The sequence below is a fragment of the Microbacterium sp. LS_15 genome (assembly GCF_041954735.1).
Taxonomy (GTDB): domain Bacteria; phylum Actinomycetota; class Actinomycetes; order Actinomycetales; family Microbacteriaceae; genus Microbacterium.
Map to the genome: position 1 here is coordinate 754961 of NZ_JAVAYD010000001.1, position 16349 is coordinate 771309.

The 16349-nt window shown below is 69.1% G+C and carries 16 protein-coding genes; all 16 read right to left on the reverse strand.

All coding sequences use genetic code 11. The features are described 5' to 3' along the window. Window position 1: 1 nt before the first annotated feature. The 16 genes from RAC69_RS03720 to rsmH all read right to left on the reverse strand — a co-directional run bounded on the left by RAC69_RS03720 (window position 2) and on the right by rsmH (window position 16307). On the reverse strand, window positions 2-592 hold the full coding sequence (locus RAC69_RS03720) for a signal peptidase II (RefSeq protein ID WP_375085182.1): 591 nt from the start codon (window positions 590-592) through the stop codon (window positions 2-4). A gap of 96 nt (window positions 593-688) precedes the next feature. Beyond that, window positions 689-1282 (reverse strand): DivIVA domain-containing protein, encoded by a 594-nt coding sequence (locus RAC69_RS03725; RefSeq protein WP_375085184.1) that lies wholly within the window; start codon window positions 1280-1282, stop codon window positions 689-691. A 153-nt stretch (window positions 1283-1435) separates the two neighbouring features. Continuing rightward, window positions 1436-1732: a YggT family protein gene (locus RAC69_RS03730; RefSeq protein WP_341934071.1), complete on the reverse strand. Its 297-nt coding sequence runs from the start codon at window positions 1730-1732 to the stop codon at window positions 1436-1438. A gap of 3 nt (window positions 1733-1735) precedes the next feature. Continuing rightward, a complete protein-coding gene (locus RAC69_RS03735) occupies window positions 1736-2209 on the reverse strand; it encodes a cell division protein SepF (protein WP_096715667.1) in 474 nt (157 codons plus the stop codon). Between the two features lie 43 nt (window positions 2210-2252). Further along, entirely contained in the window at window positions 2253-2933 is a 681-nt protein-coding gene (locus RAC69_RS03740) for a YggS family pyridoxal phosphate-dependent enzyme (RefSeq protein WP_375085187.1), read from the reverse strand. After that, window positions 2930-4087 (reverse strand): cell division protein FtsZ, encoded by a 1158-nt coding sequence (gene ftsZ / locus RAC69_RS03745; RefSeq protein ID WP_341934068.1) that lies wholly within the window; start codon window positions 4085-4087, stop codon window positions 2930-2932. The genes RAC69_RS03740 and ftsZ overlap by 4 nt, the downstream gene beginning before the upstream one ends. Before the next feature lie 179 nt (window positions 4088-4266). Then, window positions 4267-5064, reverse strand: coding sequence for an FtsQ-type POTRA domain-containing protein (locus RAC69_RS03750; RefSeq protein WP_375085188.1), 798 nt, complete (start codon window positions 5062-5064; stop codon window positions 4267-4269). Between the two features lie 117 nt (window positions 5065-5181). Continuing rightward, entirely contained in the window at window positions 5182-6579 is a 1398-nt protein-coding gene (gene murC / locus RAC69_RS03755; RefSeq protein ID WP_375085189.1) for a UDP-N-acetylmuramate--L-alanine ligase, read from the reverse strand. 53 nt (window positions 6580-6632) lie between these two features. Beyond that, a complete protein-coding gene (locus RAC69_RS03760) occupies window positions 6633-7709 on the reverse strand; it encodes a glycosyltransferase (protein ID WP_375085190.1) in 1077 nt (358 codons plus the stop codon). After that, on the reverse strand, window positions 7706-8938 hold the full coding sequence (gene ftsW, locus RAC69_RS03765; protein ID WP_375085191.1) for a putative lipid II flippase FtsW: 1233 nt from the start codon (window positions 8936-8938) through the stop codon (window positions 7706-7708). Before ftsW ends, RAC69_RS03760 begins: the two co-directional genes overlap by 4 nt. Beyond that, entirely contained in the window at window positions 8907-10445 is a 1539-nt protein-coding gene (murD, locus tag RAC69_RS03770; protein ID WP_375085192.1) for a UDP-N-acetylmuramoyl-L-alanine--D-glutamate ligase, read from the reverse strand. Before murD ends, ftsW begins: the two co-directional genes overlap by 32 nt. Next, window positions 10435-11547 (reverse strand): phospho-N-acetylmuramoyl-pentapeptide-transferase, encoded by a 1113-nt coding sequence (gene mraY / locus RAC69_RS03775; protein ID WP_096715675.1) that lies wholly within the window; start codon window positions 11545-11547, stop codon window positions 10435-10437. Before mraY ends, murD begins: the two co-directional genes overlap by 11 nt. After that, a complete protein-coding gene (murF, locus tag RAC69_RS03780; RefSeq protein ID WP_375085193.1) occupies window positions 11544-12956 on the reverse strand; it encodes a UDP-N-acetylmuramoyl-tripeptide--D-alanyl-D-alanine ligase in 1413 nt (470 codons plus the stop codon). The genes mraY and murF overlap by 4 nt, the downstream gene beginning before the upstream one ends. Before the next feature lie 27 nt (window positions 12957-12983). Then, window positions 12984-14771, reverse strand: a complete 1788-nt coding sequence (locus RAC69_RS03785) for a peptidoglycan D,D-transpeptidase FtsI family protein (protein WP_375085195.1) — start codon at window positions 14769-14771, stop codon at window positions 12984-12986. Between the two features lie 31 nt (window positions 14772-14802). After that, entirely contained in the window at window positions 14803-15375 is a 573-nt protein-coding gene (locus RAC69_RS03790) for a hypothetical protein (protein WP_341934062.1), read from the reverse strand. Next, window positions 15372-16307 carry a 16S rRNA (cytosine(1402)-N(4))-methyltransferase RsmH gene (gene rsmH / locus RAC69_RS03795; protein WP_375085196.1) on the reverse strand — a complete coding sequence of 312 codons (936 nt, stop codon included), beginning with the start codon at window positions 16305-16307 and terminating at the stop codon, window positions 15372-15374. Before rsmH ends, RAC69_RS03790 begins: the two co-directional genes overlap by 4 nt. Between the last annotated feature and the right edge of the window lie 42 nt (window positions 16308-16349).

Genomic DNA, 16349 nt, shown 5'->3' on the forward strand with positions numbered 1-16349 from the left:
ATCAGCGCCCGTCGACGGTCGGGGTGCCGGAGGACCGCTCCACGGTGTCGTCCGCGGTGTCGCCGGCCGTGTCGCGGGAGGAAGCCGAGGAGGCCGCCCTGTCGTGCTCGACGGCATCGGCGACAGCCACGGCCTCTGCCTCCTCCTCCGTCTCGACGACCGCATGGTCGCGCTCGCGCGACCCGTCGAATCGCAGACCGAACACCACGAGCAGCGCCACGGAGATCATGCCCGTGACGATGAAGATGTCGGCGACGTTGAAGATCGCGGGCATCATCCACGGCATCGAGATCATGTCGACCACGTGTCCCATGGGGAATCCGGGATCGCGGAAGAGGCGGTCGGTGAGGTTGCCGAGCACGCCACCCAGCAGGCCGCCGAGAACGACGGCCCAGAGACGCGAACGGAGGCCGAAGGCCTTCCATACGATCACGGCGGCGACGACCGCGAGGGCGATCGTGAAGATCCACGTGACGTCCGAGCCCAGCGAGAAGGCAGCGCCGGGGTTGCGGACGTAGTACAGCTGAAGGAACTCGCCCAGCACGGGCACCGGCTCCTGCAGGGGCAGGTTCTCGATGGTGAGGTACTTCACAAACTGATCGGCGGCCAGCACGACCACTGCGAGAATCGCAACGATCGCGCCGGCCGCCGAACGACGAAGAGGACGGCGTCCTGGCAAGAGGACGACCTACAGTCCGATCGCGGAGACCGGGGTCGAGTCCGTCGACGCCGACTTCTCGTCGAGGTCGCGGAGCTGGCCCTCGATGTAGCCGCGCAGCTGCGAACGGTAGTCGCGCTCGAAGTTGCGGAGCTCGGTGATCCGGGCTTCGAGCGTGTTGCGCTCGCGCTCGAGACGTGCGGACTCCTCGCGCTGCTTGGCCTCGGCCTCGGTGCGGATGCGGTTGACCTCGCCCTCCGCCTCGGCGATGAGCTGGGCGCGCTTGGCCTCACCCTCGGCGACGTGCTCGTCGTGCAGACGCTGGGCGAGCTCGATGATGCCGGCAGTGGCGGTCGCGGAACCCGACGGAGCGGGCTCGGCGGGGGTCTCGACGGGAGCCGGAGCGGCAGGCGCCTCAGCGGCCGGAGCGGCGGCGGCGGCCGGAGCCGCGCCCGACTCGTATGCGGCCAGCTTGGCCTTGAGCTCTGCGTTCTCCTCGAGGGCCTTGCGCCACTCGATGACGATCTCGTCGAGGAAGTCGTCGACCTCGTCCGGGTCGAAGCCGTCCTTGAAGCGGACGTGCTGGAACTGCTTGGTGACGACGTCATCCGGGGTAAGTGCCATGGTGGCTCCTTCGATGAGTTCGGTTGCCAGTTTCGAGAATGGCGCGGTCGTGATGTGGCGCGAACCCGGGGCGCGCACCTGGGAGCCAAGCATAGTCCCCGAGTCTGTCCGCCGCGACGCCGCGACACCCGGACTCGAGAACTCTCGGCGGTCTCAGCGGAAGATGCCCACGATGTTCATGAGGATCAGCACGATGAGGATGGTCAGCGAGAATCCGAAGTCCAGAGACAGCGACCCGATCCGCAGAGGCGGGATGATCCGCCGGAAGAACCGGATGGGCGGATCGGTGATCGTGTAGACGACCTCAGCGGCCACCAGGCCAGCGCCCTTGGGACGCCACTCGCGGTTGAACATCGGGATGTAGTCGAGGATCAACCGCGCGAAGAGGACGAGGAGGTACAGCAGCAGCGCCGTGTGGACGATGCTCGCGAAGACGGAGACGAGCCCCACGGGTTACGACTGGTCGAAGCCCGCGGACTCTGCGTCCGCGTGCGCGATGCCCCCGTGACCCGAGACGTTGATGTTCTCCGGCGAGAGGAGGAACACCTTCGAGGTCACGCGCTCGATGCGGCCGTAGAGGCCCAGGGAGAGACCGGAGGCGAAGTCGATCAGACGGCGCGCGTCTGCATCGCTCATCTGAGAGAGGTTGATGATGACCGGCACGCCCTCGCGGAAGCTCTCGGCGATGAGCTGCGCATCGCGGTACTGCTTGGGGTGCACGGTGAGGATCTCGTTCACTGCCCCTCCTGCGGGCTGTCGCACCGCGACGGGACGACGCAGCGGGGTGATCGGGGCGGGGGCGGGCTCGTCGCGCTCGCGGTCACGCTCTCGGTGGGCACGGGCCGGAGCCTGCTGCTCCTCCTCGTAGACCTCTTCCTCGTCGGCAAGGCCGAGATACACCATGGTCTTCTTCAGCGGGTTACCCATCGTGTCCTCCGGTTCGAACGTGTCGGGCTGGTCTGGTTAGAGGTTAACCCCGGTCGGGGCGGGGTCCTGTGATTGCGGAGCCGATCCGAAGGTGTGTCGCACCCGCGGAGATCGCCTCGACGAAGTCGCCGGTCATCCCGGCGGAGATCCATGTCGCCTCGGGCTCGACCGTGCGCACGTCGTCGGAGATCGCACGCAGACGCGCGAAGGCCGCGGCCGGGTCCTCGTCGAGGGGTGCGACGGCCATCACCCCGCGCAGTCGCAGGCTGGGCAGGGTGAGCACGTGCTCGGCCAGGGCCCGCGCCGCCTCGGGGGCGACGCCTCCGCGCCCTGGGTCGTCGGTGAGGTTCACCTGCACCAGGACGTCGAGGATGGCATCATCCTCCGCGGCCCTGTGCAGGGCGTCGGCAAGACGTTCACGATCGACGGAGTGCACGGCATCCGCGCTCCGTCTGATCGCCGCCGCCTTGTTCGTCTGCGCCTGACCGATGAAGTGCCATCGCACGTCGAGGTCGTCGAGCTCCGCGGTCTTCGCCGAGAGCTCCTGCTGACGGTTCTCCCCTACGTCGCCGACGCCGAGAGCCGCCAGCTCCCGCACGAGCGATGCGGGGTGGAACTTGGTGACGACGATCCGCGTGATCTCCTGCGGGTCGCGCCCGGCCAGGCGCGCGGCGTCGGCGATCCGCTCATCGATCGCCGACAGCCGTGCGGCCAGGTCGGTCACTTCAGGAATTCGGGGATGTCGATGTCGTCGTCGGCGAACGCCGGCTCGATGCTCGTCGCGGTGACGCGCTGCGGAGCGGGCTCGTTCTTCTCGGTCGACTCGGATGCCGCGGGCGCGCTCTCCTCGTCGTTCGAGAGCGTCACCTCGGGCAGCGTGCTGGCCGCAGCCGGCCGCGTGACCACCATCGGGTCGAGGCGCAGCGAGGGCTCGCCGCCATCGAATCCGGCCGCGATCACCGTGACGCGCACCTCGTCGCCGAGGGTGTCGTCGATGACCGTGCCGAAGATGATGTTCGCCTCGGGGTGCGCGGCCTCCTTGACGAGGTCGGCGGCGTCGTGGATCTCGAAGATGCCGAGGTTCGACCCACCCTGGATCGACAGCAGCACGCCGTGCGCTCCCTCGATGCTCGCCTCGAGCAGCGGGGACTCGACCGCGAGTTCGGCGGCCTTGATCGCCCGATCGGCGCCGCGCGCGGAGCCGATGCCCATGAGCGCGGAGCCCGCGCCCTGCATGACGGACTTCACGTCGGCGAAGTCGAGGTTGATGAGACCGGGGGTGGTGATGAGGTCGGTGATGCCCTGCACACCGGCGAGGAGCACCTGGTCGGCCGTGGCGAACGCCTCGATCATCGAGATGCCGCGGTCGCTGATCTCCAGCAGTCGGTCGTTCGGCACCACGATGAGGGTGTCGACCTCTTCCTTCAGCTTGGAGACGCCGGCCTCGGCCTGGCTCTGGCGACGACGACCCTCGAAGGAGAACGGCTTGGTGACGACACCGATGGTCAGAGCGCCGATCGACTTCGCGATGCGGGCGACCACGGGGGCGCCGCCGGTTCCGGTTCCGCCTCCCTCGCCAGCGGTGACGAAGACCATGTCGGCTCCGGTGAGCGCCTGCTCGATCTCCTCGGCGTGGTCTTCTGCGGCGCGGCGGCCGACCTCGGGATCGGCGCCGGCGCCGAGTCCGCGCGTGAGCTCGCGGCCCACGTCGAGCTTGACGTCGGCGTCACTCATGAGGAGCGCCTGGGCGTCGGTGTTCACGGCGATGAACTCGACTCCGCGGAGACCGAGTTCGATCATGCGGTTGACGGCGTTGACGCCGCCACCGCCGACGCCGACGACCTTGATCACGGCGAGGTAGTTCTGGTTCTGGCTCATGGCCGGCCTCCGAATAATCGAGCCTGTCTGATGGAGAGTCACCCCCGCCGGGTTGAACCTTAAACCTCAACTAGAGGTGTAAAGTATTTCCCGGCAATGGTTTCTCTTGTTCGAAGGTAAGCGCCGCACAGGCGCGCGCACGCGAAGACACGGGCGTGTCGTGTGTTTGCCGACCGAACTCAGCCGACGACGACCGCGTGCGGCGAGGTGACGTCGATAGAGGACGCGCCGGGAACGCCGATCAGCGTCTTCGCGAGGGCCTCGCTCTTCAGAGGCGAGTTCTCGGAGTTCCCCCACACGATCGTCAGGCCGGTGCTGAGCGTCAGCGTGACGTCGTCGGGCGTCGTCGCCGTGACGTTCGTGAGCGTCGCGCGCAGATCCGCCGGCACCGAGCGCACCACGAGGCCCGCGGACTCGAACGCCGCGGAGTCGGTTCCACCCGCGATGTCGAGGAGCGGCTGACCCGCCGGCTGATCGGAGGTCGTGGCCAGCGCCACGCCCGCGGCATCCACCAGCGTGTATCCCGCCTCGGAGCGGATGACTCCCACAGGGGTGCGCTCGACGATGCGCACCGTGAGGTCGTGCGGCGGCTTCGCCTCGAGCGCGTATGTCTCGATGAGCGGGAAGGCGAGCAGCGACGCCTTGACCTCGCTGGAGTCGACGAGCGCCAGCGGGGTGCCGATCTGCCCCGCGAGCGCAGCCTCGAGCGTGGCCGGGTCGAGCGTCGTCGCGCCGACCACGGTGATCTTCTCCACCGCGAACAACGGGCTGTACGCGGCCGCGACGCTCCCGCCCACGAGGAGGATCGCGGCTCCGATCGCACTCAGCCAGACGATCCTCCGTCGACGCGACCGCTGGGTGAACCGCCGGATCTCCGCGCGGAGCGCCTTCCGCCGTGCTCGTGCGGCACGCCAGACGTCGCGCGCCGACATCTCGCGGTCGTCGTCGACGGCCTCCGCCGGAGAGAACTCCGTCACCGTCGCTTCCCGCCCGACCGCACCCCGCACGGAGGCCGGATCGCGCCGACGACGCGCCGATGCATCCTCCGCGGACTCGGCGGCAGGCGTCGGAAGCGAGAGCGGGCGGCGCACGCGCTACTCTCCGGTCGACCGCAGCGACTCGAGCACCTGCGGGATGATCTGGTAGACGTTTCCGCAGCCCAGCGTGATCACGTAATCGCCCTCGCGGGCGACGGATGCCGTGTAGTCCGCCGCCTGCTGCCAGTCGGGGACGTAATGCACGTGCGACCGGTCGCGGAACGCACCGCTCACGAGCTCGCCGGTGACTCCGGGGACGGGGTCCTCGCGCGCACCGTACACGTCGAGCATGACCGTGTGATCGGCGTACGTCTCGAGCACGTCGGCGAACTCGCGGAACATGTGCTGGGTCCGCGAGTAGGTGTGCGGCTGCTGGATCGCGATGATGCGACCGTCGCCCGAGATCGACCTCATCGCCTCCAGAGCCGCCCGCACCTCGGTGGGGTGGTGCGAGTAGTCGTCGAAGACCGCGACTCCCCGTTCGACACCGTGCTTCTCGAGCCGTCGGACGGTACCGGCGAACCCCTCGACGGCTCGTGCCGACTCCTCGAGGCCGAAGCCCAGAGCGCGCAGGACGGCGACGGCTCCCGCCGCGTTGACGGCGTTGTGCACGCCGGGCACGGCCAGCTGCAGACGCACGCTCTCGCCGCCGTGCGTGAGGGTCGCGGCCACGGGGCCTGCAGCGACGATGTCGGTGATGCGCAGATCGGACCCCTCGGCCTGGCCGAAGGTCACGACGTTCGGGTGCGACAGACCCGCGCCGACGCGCAGCGCGCCGGCGTCGTCGCTCGAGATGACGACGGCCTCGGTGGCCGCGTCGGCGAAGCGCACGAACGCGTCGTGGAACGCCTCGTCCGATCCGTAGTGGTCGAGGTGGTCGGGGTCGACGTTCGTGATGAGGGCGACTGCGGTGTCGTAGAGGAGGAAGGTCCCGTCGGACTCGTCGGCCTCGATCACGAACAGCTCGCCGGAGCCGGATGCGCTCGACACTCCGAGCTGCTCGATCACGCCGCCGTTCACGAAGTTCGGATCCGCGCCGAGCGCCTGCAGCGCCGTCACGATCATGCCTGTCGACGTCGTCTTGCCGTGCGCACCCGCGACCGACACCAGACGGCGGGAGCCGATCAGCCAGTGCAGCGCCTGCGAGCGGTGGATGACGTGCAGGCCGCGCTCCTTGGCCGTGACGAACTCCGGGTTCTCCGGCCAGATCGCCCCGGTGTGCACGACCGTGTCGGCGTCGCCCAGATGTGCGGCGTGGTGCCCGACATGCACCGTCGCGCCCGCGGCGGCCAGGGCATGCAGGTTGTCGCTGTCGGCACGGTCGCTGCCGGACACGCGGATACCCGCGTCGAGGAACATGCGAGCGAGGCCACTCATGCCGGATCCGCCGATGCCGATGAAGTGCGCGGAAGAGATCGACTCGGGGATCGGGAGGGAGAGGTCAGGTCTGATCATGTCGGATTCAGTCTACTTTTCGGGTCGGACGGAGCGGCGCAGGACGACACCGGTCACACGGAGGCGAGGGCGCGGTCGACGAGCGCGATGACGTTCTCGGTGCCGCTGCGGGTCCCGACGTTCGCGGCAGCCGCCGACATCGCGGCGAGGCGATCGGAGTCGCCCAGGAGCGGGACGACGATCCGCCGCACGGCGTCGCCGTCGAACGTCGCGTCGTCGAGCAGCTTCGCGGCGCCGGCCGCGACCGCGGTGGCGGCATTGAGGCGCTGCTCGCCGTTGCCGACCGAGTAGGGCACGTACAGAGCGGGGATGCCGAGGGCGCTGATCTCGCTGACCGTGGCGGCTCCGGAGCGCGACACGATGAGATCCGCCAGCGCAAACGCGAGGTCCATGCGGTCGACGTACCGCACGAGCGCATACCCCGGGACGCCGGGGTCGGCGAGGTCGCTGCGCTCCCCCGTGACATGCAGCAGCTGCCATCCCGCCGCGAGGACATCGCCCCACGAATCGGCCAGAGCGTCGTTGAGACGCTGGGCGCCGAGCGATCCGCCGAAGACGAGCAGCACGGGGCGCGCGGCGTCCACGCCGAAGTGCGCGGCGGCCTCATCACGCGCCGCTGCGCGATCGAGCTCGATGACCTCCCGGCGCAGCGGCATGCCGACCACCTCGCCTCCGCGCAGCGGCGTGCCGGCGAAGGCCAGACCGGTCGCGGCTGCGCGACGAGCGCCGAGCACATTCGCGAGGCCGGGGCGCGCATTGGCCTCGTGCACGACGAAGGGGATCCCCTCGCGGCGCGCCGCCACGTAGGCCGGCGCCGAGGCGTAGCCGCCGAATCCGACGACGACGTCGACGCCGTGCGCGCGGATGTGGTCTCGCACCTGAGCGACCGCCCGACGGAACCGCATCGGGAACCGCGCCGCCTGCGCGTTGGGACGCCTCGGGAACGGCACCTTGTCGACGATGAGGAGTTCGTACCCGCGGGCCGGCACCAGTCGGGACTCCAGCCCCTCCGCCGTGCCGAGCACCAGCACGGAGGCCTCCGCGTCGCGGGAACGCAATCCGTCGGCGACGGCGAGCAGGGGATTGACATGACCGGCGGTTCCCCCGCCGGCGAGAAGGTACGTGGTCACCGTGAGACCCTACCCCGCCCGGCCGAGGGCGCCCGCTCAGCCGGGCGAGCCTCGGCGGCGGGGATCGTCCTGGCGAAGGCGAGGAGCACACCGCAGGCGATGAGCACGGCGAGCAGCGCCGTGCCTCCCTGCGACATGAAGGGCAGTGGCACGCCCATGACCGGGAACACGCCGATCACGACGCCGATGTTCAGCACGGCCTGCCCGGTGATCCAGACCGTTACACCGCCCGCCGCGATGCGGATGAACGGGTCGGAGGTCTTGCGGATGATGTGGAAGGCGCCGACCGTGAAGAGCGTGAACAGCGCGAGCACGACAACGCAGCCGATGAGCCCGAGCTCCTCCCCCACGATCGCGAAGATGAAGTCGTTGCCCGCGGCGGGGAGCCAGCCGTACTTCTCCTGCGAGTTGCCGAGGCCGACGCCGAAGACGCCGCCCGAGGCCATGCCCCAGATGCCGTGGATCGACTGGTAGCAGTCGCCCGTGTAGGCGGACATGTCGGAGCACGTCGCGGTGATGCGCCGCATCCGGTCGGGGCTGGTCACGGCCAGGGCGATCACCGAGGCGATGCCGAGCAGCACCGGGAGGATGAAGAGCCGCAGCTTCACCCCCGAGAAGAACAGGCAGCCCAGGAGGACGAGCACGAGCACCATGGCGGTACCCAGGTCCTTGCCGGCGAGGACGGTGCCGATCGCGAGCGCGCCCACGGGCACCACCGGGATGAAGACCTGGTGCCACGTGCCGAGCATCGTCTGCTTGCGCATGAGCACGTAGCCGATCCACAGCGCGAGCGCGAGCTTGAGGAACTCGGACGGCTGCAGGGTGAAGCCGGCGATCTTGATCCAGTTCCGGTTACCGCCGTCCTCGATGCCGAGGGGCGTGAAGACGAGCAGCTGCAGGGCTATCGCGCCGAACAGCGCCGGCCAGGCCATGCGCTTGAGGAAGCGGACCGGCATCCGCGAGATGAGGAACATCAACGGAACCCCGAGCACCGCGAACACGCCCTGGCGCAGAGCGCCGTCCATCGGGTTCTCTCCGCGCGAGACCGCTGTCGCGCTGGTCGCGGAAAGCACCATCACGAGACCGAAGATCGTCAGCAGCAGCGCCGCTGATGCGATCATCAGGAACTCTGTCGACAGCGGTGTGAAGCGGCGCCCCAGCGAGACGCGTGCGGCGAGGCCCCGCGAGGATCCGGGCTCAGAGCGCGGGGGGCGTGCGACCTGTGTCATCGGCGCTCCCCCGGTCGATCCAGTCCTGCACCGCTTCGGCGAAGCGGCGGCCGCGATCCGCGTAGCTCGTGAACTGATCGAAGGATGCCGCAGCGGGAGCCAGGAGTACCGTGCCCTCGCCGTCGACGATCCCCGCAGCGATCTCCACGACGCGGTTCATGACCTCACCAGTCTCGCCAGCATCCACCTCGAACACCGGCACCGCGGGCGCGTGTCGCTGGAATGCCGTCACGACCTCCGAGCGCTCGACGCCGATGACGACCGCAGCGCGAGCGGTCGTGCCTGCCGTCGCCACCAGGTCGGCGATGTCCACGCCCTTGAGGTCTCCCCCGACGACCCACACGGCGCCGGGGTACGCGCGCAGCGACGAGGCCGCTGCGTGCGGGTTGGTCGCCTTCGAGTCGTCGACCCAGGTGATCCCGAGGTGACGGGCGACGACCTGGATCCGGTGGGCGTCGAGACGGAAGCTCTGCAGCGCGTCGTGGATCGCCTCGGGGGCGACGTCGAGCGACCGCGCGAGCGCACTCGCCGCGAGGATGTTCTGCACGATGTGCGGAGCGGCCAACCCGGCGGTCTCGAGATCCGCGACCGTCGTCAGCTCGAGCGCACTGCGCGCGCGATCGTCGAGGAAGGCGCGGTCGACCAGGAGGCCCTCGACGACGCCGAGGTCGCTGGGACCGGGGATGCCGAGATCGAACCCGATCGCGCGTGCCCCCTCGACCACTTCGGCGTCCTCCACCATCAGGCGGGTCGCCTCGTCGGCCTTGTTGTACACGCAGGCGACGCGGGTGTTGCGGTAGACGAGCGCCTTCGCGTCGCGGTAGGCGCGTGCGCTGCCGTGCCAGACGAGGTGGTCGTCGGCCAGGTTCAGGCAGACGGACGAATACGGGTACAGCTCGCCCTCCGGCTCGGCGAGGCCGAGATACCACAGCTGGTGGCTGGAGAGCTCGACGACCAGCACGTCGAAACCGGACGGGTCGCGCACGGCATCGAGCACCGGCACTCCAATGTTGCCGCACGGAGCCGCGCGCAGCCCGCCCTCGACGAGGAGGCTCGCCGTGAGCTGGGTCGTCGTGGTCTTGCCGTTCGTCCCCGTGATGAGCACCCAGTCGGCCGGCGTTCCGTCATCGCGCACGACCTTGTCACGCACCCGCCAGGCCAGCTCGACGTCGCCCCACAGCGCGATGCCGGATTCCTGCACCCACCGGATCACGGGATGCGAGGGCGCGAACCCGGGCGAGGCGATCACGACCTCCGCGCCGAAGTCGACCAGCGTCTGCGGGACGTCGCTCAGCGGACCGAGCTCCAGTCGCGCGCCGACGACGGGGACGAGCTTCGCGTACTCCTCCTCGGCCGACTCACTGAGCACGAGGACCTCTGCGCCGAGCTCGGTGAGGGTGTCCGCGACCGAGAAGCCCGTCATCGAGAGGCCGAGCACCGCGACGCGGAGACCCGCCCAGTCGGCGTTCCAGCTGGTGAGCGACGCGAGGCGCGACTCAGCCGACACGGGTCAGCCATTCCACGTAGAAGAGCCCGACCGCCGAGACGGCGAGGAGCCCGGCGATGATCCACATGCGCACGACGATCGTGACCTCCGACCAGCCGCGCATCTCGAGGTGGTGGTGGAACGGGCTCATGAGGAACAGCCGCTTTCCACGGGTGATCTTGAAGTACGCGCGCTGCAGGATGACGGAGCCCGAGGCGAGAACGAACACGCCGGCGATCACGAGCAGCAGCAGCTCGGTGCGCGTGAGGATCGCCATGGCGGTGATGACGCCGCCGATGGCCATCGAACCCACGTCGCCCATGAACACCTTGGCCTTGGGGGCGTTCCACCACAGGAAGCCGATGAGGCTCGCAGCGAAGGACGCAGCGACGATGGCGAGACTGAAGGGGTCGCGGACCTCGTAGCATCCGCCGATCGCGGCCTTCTCCACGCCCTCGCCGACGCAGGACTGCTTGAACTGCCAGAAGGCGATGAGGCTGTACGCACCTACGACGATCACGCCGGCACCGGCGGCGAGTCCGTCGAGTCCGTCGGTGAGGTTCACGCTGTTCGAGGTCGCGACGCCGATCACAGAGATCCACAGCAGGTACAGCACCCAGCCGACGACGACCGTGAATGCGAACAGGTTCAGCCAGGGGATGTCGCGGAACAGCGAGATCGATCCCGACGCAGGAGTCTGGTCGAACTTGTTCGGGAAGTTCAGCGCGACGATGCCGAACGGGATCATCACGATCAGCTGCCCGATGATCTTGCGCCATCCGGACAGGCCGAGGCTGCGCTGACTGCGCACCTTCATGTAATCGTCGATGAATCCGACGGCGCCGAAGCCGACCATCAGCCAGATCACGAGGATCGCCGACAGCGCAGGCGTGCCGCCGCCGACGAGGACGCCCGTGAAGTACCCCACCATCGTGCCGGCGATGAAGATGACTCCACCCATGGTCGGGGTGCCGCGCTTCGCCTCGTGGCTCGGATTCTCGAGCGCCTCGGGGGTGCGGATGACCTGCCCCCATCCCCACTTGCGGAACAGCCGGAGAAAGACGGGAGTCAGGAAGAGTGTGAAGGCGAGCGAGATGGCCGCCGCCATGATGAGTGACCTCACGAGAACAATTCTCCCAGACGATCACCGAGATGCCGGAGACCGACCGAGTTGGAGGACTTCACGAGTACGCGGTCGCCGTCACGGAGCTCCTCGCGCAGATACTCAAAGGCCGCGTCCTGATCGGGGAAGAAGACCGCTTCGCTGTCCCACGACCCCTCGCCGATCGCGGAGATGTAGAGCCGGCGGGCCTCGGGCCCGACGACCACGATGCGCTGGATGTTGAGGCGCACGGCGAGCAGGCCGATGCGGTCGTGTTCCTCACCGGCGGTCTCGCCGAGCTCGCTCATGGCGCCCAGCACGGCCACCGTGCGCTCGTCGGGGCCGGTGATCTGCGCGAGCGTGCGCAGGGCGGCCGCCATCGAGTCGGGGCTCGCGTTGTAGGCGTCGTTGATGATGCGGACGCGGTCGTTGCCCAGCGGCTGCATGCGCCAGCGCTCGGCGATCTCCACGGTCTCGAGTCGCTCCACGGCATCCGCCGCGGAGACGCCGAGCACGCCGGCGGCGGCGATGGCCGCGAGGGCGTTGTTGATGTGGTGGGCTCCGAGGACGCGGAGGTGCAGCGGCACGCGGGCACCGGCCGCCTCGATCACGCACGACGTTCCGGATGCCGTCACCTCCAGGCTCTCCGCCCGCACCTGCGCGGCGGACCCCTGGCCGAAGCCGACGACGGTCATCCCCCGCGACTCGGCGAGCTCGCGCATCGCCGCGACACGCGGGTCGTCGAGGTTCAGCACGGCCGTGCCGGTGGGTGCGGCGGCCGACACGAGCTCGGACTTCGCCTTCGCGGTGGCCTCGATGCCGCCGAAGCCGCCCGCGTGGGCCATACCGACCATGAGTACGACCACCACGTCGGGTTCGACGAGGCCGGCCAGGCGGGCGATGCTCCCGGGAGCGTCGGCTCCGAACTCGCTGACCAGGAAGCGGGTGTCCTCCGTGACGCGCAGCATCGTGACGGGCGCGCCGACCTCGTTGTTGTACGAGGCGATGGGAGCGACGGTGGCCCCCTCCTCCGACAGGATCCGCGCCAGGAAGTTCTTGGTCGTGGTCTTGCCGTTCGAGCCGGTGATGCCGACGATCTTGAGCGAGCCGCCTGCACGCACCCGTGCGACGACCTCTCGGGCGAGGTCCGCCAGCGCGCGCACCGCGTCCGGAACGACGATCTGCGTGATCTCCTCGTCGACAGGGCGCTCGACGATCGCGAGGGCGGCGCCGGACGCGGCAGCGGAACCGACGAAGTTGTGGCCGTCGGTCGATGCGCCGGGCTTCGCGACGAAGATCGAGCCGGGGCTCATGTTCCGCGAGTCGGTGTCGACGACGCCGTCCACCACGGTCTCGGCGGTGGCTTCTCCGGCGAGCCGCAGGTCACCCCCCAGGACGGCGGCGATCTCGGCAAGCGACAGGGCGATCATGACATCTCCAGGCGCGAGGCGCGCCGATCATTCGAATTTGGGAAGCAGTGCGTCCATCGGGGTGGAGGACGGCATCACGCGGTACGTCTTCATGGTCTGCGTCATCGCCTTCTGGAAGGCCGACGCGGTCGCCGCGGATGATGTAACTCTAGTCGGCTCGTCCAGAGTGACGACGACGACGTACTGCGGATCGTCGACGGGCGCGAAGCCCACCATGCTCGTGTAGTACACACCCTGCTTGTAGCCGCCGTTGCCGTCCGGGATCTGTGCGGTACCGGTCTTGCTGGTCACTCGGTAGCCGGGCACCTGGATGCGCTCGGCGTTGCCGCCCTGCACAGCGACGTTCTCGAGCATCCGCGTGAGATCGGCCGCCGTCTGCGGCTGGATGATCTGCTCACGGCTCGGGGCGTCGGGGGTCACGACCGTGCCGTCCGGCGCCGTGCAGGACTCGACGAGGGAGAGTCCGATCTTCTCCCCGCCGTTCGCGATCGCCTGGTACGCGCCGGCGAGCTGCGGGGCGGTCACCGTGAAGTACTGGCCGAACGTGGTCGTGTACAGCGACTGGTTGTCCCACTGATTCGTGGGGTGCAGGAGACCGGACGCCTCGTCGGGGAATCCCACGGTCGTCTCGCCGACGCCGAAGCGCTGCAGATAGTCGTAGCGCACGTCGGGGCTCACCATGGTGCCGAACTTCGACAGGGCCACGTTCGACGAGTCGATGAGCGCGCCGGCGAGCGTGTACTGGAACGTCGGATGCACGAACGCGTCGTTGATCACGGCGCCGTTCGGGAACTTCTCCTTGGAGGATGCCGAGACGGTCGGGCTCGTCATCGTGACGCCGCCGTTCTCCATGACCGCTGCCGCGGTGACGGCCTTGAACGTGGATCCCGGCTCGAATGGGTAGGTGAAGAGCTTGCTGCCCCAGGTGTCGGAGCTCGAGGCGTCGAGGTCGTTCGGGTCCATGGTCGGCCACTCGGCCGCGGCGCGGATCTTGCCCGTCGCCACCTCGACCACCGTGACCGTGCCGCCCTTGGCGCCCTGCGCCTGAGCCTCTTCCGCGATCATCTGCTGCATGTACCACTGCAGGTCGCTGTTGATCGTCAGCTGCACGGTGCCGCCGTCCACGGCATCCGTGCGACTCTCGCTGCCGGGGATGATGACGCCGTCCTTGCCGGTGCGGTAGCTCTCTTCGCCGTTCGTCGGTGCGAGGCACTGGTCGTCCATCTTCTCGATGCCGGCCTGCGCCGAGCCGCTGCCGTCGAGGAACCCGACGACGTTGCCCGCGACGGCGCCGTTCGGGTACACCCGGGTCTCGCGCTCTTCGAAGTGCAGGTACTTGACGCCGTCCGCCTTGAGCTCCTTCAGCTGGATGTACTGCTCGGCGTTGAGGCCCGTCTTCACCTGGTACCACTGCGACTCGGGGTTCGCGGCGTGCTGCGCCTCGACTCCGGTGCGGAGCGCTTCTGCATCCACCCCGGTGATCTCGGCGATCCTCTGTGCGGCTTCAGCCCACGGGATCTTCGGCGGATTCTTCTCGTCCGTCTCGAGCAGGTTCATGACCTTCGGGTCGACGTTGGCGTCGTACACGGCCACGCTCTCGGCGAGCACGCTGCCGTTCGAGTCGACGATCGCTCCGCGGTCGCCGTAGATCGGCGTGCCGTGTGCGATGAACTCGAGCGACTGCGACACGTGCTCGTCGGCACGGACGATCTGGATGTCGACGAGGCGCACGATGAACGCGGCGAGGATCGACAGGATCACGGCCAGAGCGACGACCGTGCGTCGCCGCGGCGTCCGGGTGGCTCGTGTCGTCATGGACTCTCTCCGTCAGATCGTGGTCGTGGGTTCAGCGCGTCGTGGGGCTGGGGAGGCCGTCGGTGATCGCCGGCGGCAGCTCCTGCTGCGTCTGCCCGGCCGTGGCGTCGGCGGCGTCGTCCGTCGTCGTCTCGGCGACCGGGGCCTGGAGCAGCGCGTTCCCGACCGCACCGGCTCCGTTCGGGTCGATCGTCGACATGCCGCCGGCGCCCGTCCCCTGACCGAAGACGGCACCGTCGCTGAGACGCAGGTACGAGGGGGTGCCTGCCACGACCATTCCCAGCGATGCCGCACCGGTCGCCAGCGCCTGCGGGGAGCTGAGACCCGTGAGGTCCTCCTGCAGCGCGTCGGTGCGGAGGTCGAGATCGTGCTGCTGCGAGGTGAGGCTGGCGAGCAGGAACGAGTCCTGCGTGATGGCGAGCGACAGTCCGATCTGTGCGGCACCGATCGCCATGGCACCGGCGAGGGCGACGAGCGCGTACGCCAGCTTCGGCTTGCGCCGCTTGGGCGTGCCGGTGACGGGCTGGAGCTGCCGACGCGGCGCGCGTGCCGGCGCCTCCTTCTCGACGGTCCGTGGCGCCCGGGCTGCTGCGGTGAGGCTCATGCGTCACGTACCTTCTCCGCGGCACGCAGGCGCACGGGGATCGCGCGGGGGTTGCGTGCCCGCTCGTCGTCATCGGCCAGTTCCGCTCCGCGGGTGATGATGCGGAAGCGCGGTGCGTGCTCGGGCAGTTCCACGGGAAGGCCCTTCGGCGCCGTGGAGGCGGCGCCCGCCGCGAACGCCTGCTTCACGAGCCGGTCCTCGAGGGACTGGTACGACATCACGACGATCCGACCTCCGACGGCGAGGGAGTCCATGGCCGAGGGGATGGCGTCCGCCAGCACGCTGAGCTCGGTGTTGACCTCGATCCGCAGTGCTTGGAAGACGCGCTTCGCGGGATGACCGGCACGCTGCGCTGCGGCGGGGGTCGCAGCGATGAGGATCTCGACGAGCTCGCCCGATCGCGTGATCGGCTTCTGCTGACGAGCCTCGATGATGAAGCGGGCATAGCGCCCGGCGAGCTTCTCCTCGCCGTAGCGCTCGAAGATCCGACGCAGATTGCCTTCGCTGTAGGTCGCGACGACCTCGGCGGCCGTCACTCCCTTGGTCTGGTCCATCCGCATGTCGAGCGGGGCATCCTTCGAGTACGCGAAACCGCGATCGGCCTCGTCGAGCTGCAGCGAGGAGACGCCGAGGTCGAACAGGATGCCTGAGGCGCCCTGCGCGTGGAGCCCGATCTCGTCGTACACGGTGTGGACGAGGGTGACGCGATCGCGGAAGCGCGCGAGGCGCTCCCCCGCGATGCGCAGGGCGTCGGTGTCGCGGTCGAGTCCGACGAGCCGGATGTTCGGGAACCGCTCCAGGAGCGCCTCGGAGTGCCCTCCCATGCCGAGAGTGGCATCGACGAGGATCGCCCCGTCGCGCTGGAGGGCGGGGGCGAGCAGCTCGATGCAGCGCTCGAGCAGGACCGGGGTGTGGATGTCGCGGAGGTTCATGATCTTTCTCGGGTGACCTCTGTCTCGGAGACCAGAGCCCTG